The 1931-nt window shown below is 36.6% G+C and carries 2 protein-coding genes and 2 pseudogenes; all 4 read right to left on the bottom strand.

Annotated features, from left to right (window positions below; all coding sequences use genetic code 11):
- Window positions 1-503, bottom strand: a pseudogene (locus tag HGJ98_RS00505) (hypothetical protein); the annotation flags it as partial.
- A 281-nt stretch (window positions 504-784) separates the two neighbouring features.
- On the bottom strand, window positions 785-1243 hold the full coding sequence (locus HGJ98_RS00500) for a hypothetical protein (protein WP_291349034.1): 459 nt from the start codon (window positions 1241-1243) through the stop codon (window positions 785-787).
- On the bottom strand, window positions 1240-1578 hold the full coding sequence (locus HGJ98_RS00495; RefSeq protein WP_291349033.1) for a YtrH family sporulation protein: 339 nt from the start codon (window positions 1576-1578) through the stop codon (window positions 1240-1242). Before HGJ98_RS00495 ends, HGJ98_RS00500 begins: the two co-directional genes overlap by 4 nt.
- 123 nt (window positions 1579-1701) lie before the next feature.
- Window positions 1702-1931, bottom strand: a pseudogene (locus tag HGJ98_RS00490) (class I SAM-dependent methyltransferase); the annotation flags it as partial.

Genomic DNA, 1931 nt, shown 5'->3' with positions numbered 1-1931 from the left:
AACGCCTCTGCGTACGCCTTTGCTTGCGCTTCGGCCTGCTCTCTCGCCTCCGCCAACGCCTCCGCATCCGCTTTCGCTTGTGCTTCCGCCTGCGCTCTCACCTCCGCCAGCGCCTCCGCTTGTGCTTCTGCCTGATGTAAATCGGTAGCATCATTTGGAGAAGCAGAATCGGTAACAGACTCCATCCTTTCAGAAAGAGTGACTTTCGATATTCCCTCTTGTATCATTCTGTTCATAATAGTATGGAATTCAGGAAAATTATTAACAACACGCGAGTCAGGAAGCTGTTGTTCAATAAGTTGTTTAACACCATCTGCTAAGACGTCTGAGGAGAGAGTTGGGATTTCTTCTAATACAGATGTAAGTTTCATGACAATTTGACAACCCTTTTGAAATTCTTCATCTGAATCAACCCCCGTTAAAATGCAGATCGTGAAGATTCTTTCAATAATCTGATTAACCCATTCTCTAATTCGGGGATCATTATGAAAATAAGTCTCCAAGTTATCCACCTCCTGTTAATACCTTGTAAATAACCTATGCTTGTCAATTCGCAATGATTACACTATAAAAGACCAAAAGTATTGACTTCGAATGTAATACACGAAGGCAATACTGATTCATAACATTAATAACCACCTGCTTAGCAGGCGGTTAGAGACTTAATTGGCTATCATTCATAATTTGACTTAAAATCCTTTTTTAATTAATAGTTTTCGTAATTTATACTTTAAAGCAGAAATATTAAACTCAAATGACGTCACCAAGAAAAAAAGCATACAACTCAAACTGGTTCTACACTGATCCAAATCTTCATTATTTCCGTAAGTATTAGTCTGTCGACTTTTAATTTATATTCCTTATCATCGATCTTAAAAATTCTTTTATCTACTACTTCAATAATTAGATCAGGATCTATTTTCTTAACTTCTTTACCCAATAATGTAGCATATTTATCTTTAATATTCTTTTCAACTTGAATCTTATCAATTTCATCTCCATCAAAAGCTAAAACTACTTCGATACCTTTAATTATAAGACTCCAAGTGTTAATATTCTTTTCAAACTTCTCCAGTACGATATTTTTATCTTGAATAGTTTGCTCAAGATAAGCAACTTTTTTATATAATTGGTCCATTCTATAACTTACCATAACACTAAAACCAGCGATTCCAATGATTATTCCAATGATTATTCCAGAAACGAAACAAACTTTTAAGCCTTTTTTATATTGTTGGCTCATTCGCTGCACCTTTGGATTAGCTTAATAGCATTATATCCTGTATTGGCTCCCAATAAAGCAGCTAAAACATAAATCGCCTGTTTTACTATAGATTTAAATTCACCTTCAAATAAGCCTTTCTCTATGGCAGCAAAAGAATCAAATGTGCCACCAAGTGTTACCGCCACGGCCCATATCTTGATAGAACTTGCTATATCGAGCATTGCTCTAAGCGGAGGGTCGTTGGTTATGACGGCGCCAACCCCGCTAAAAATACTTGCTCCAACTACAACCCCAAAAGATATCAAGAAATTGTTAACTATACTATTAAAAATAGCCGACAACACTATCACCATTACAAGCACCTCTTTAAATTAGTATGATGCCTGTCTAGCCTTTATGAAATCTCGCCTAAGTTAAAATCCAGAACGCACTATATTTTTAAACGTTCTGGATGGAAACTTAATAATGATTTAAATTTAACCCTTTTTACGATACCCGATGCCGATAAAATTCTCAGACCATGTCCATGATTCTTCTTTTATGAAACCCGTGGAAAGTGCCCAATCGTCCAATTGTTGTATTGACAATCGGTGTTCGAGAGGCGGACCTATTTGCGTAGAAACCTTAGCCCACTCGATTACTACTAATCTACCATCCGATTGAAGAATCCTATTTAGTTCACGGAAGAATTCAATGGGTTGATCTA

Origin of the sequence: Desulfosporosinus sp., from assembly GCF_014237355.1 — a bacterium.
In the GTDB taxonomy this organism is placed as follows: domain Bacteria; phylum Bacillota; class Desulfitobacteriia; order Desulfitobacteriales; family Desulfitobacteriaceae; genus Desulfosporosinus.
This window is presented reverse-complemented; position numbering and strand designations above follow the sequence as displayed.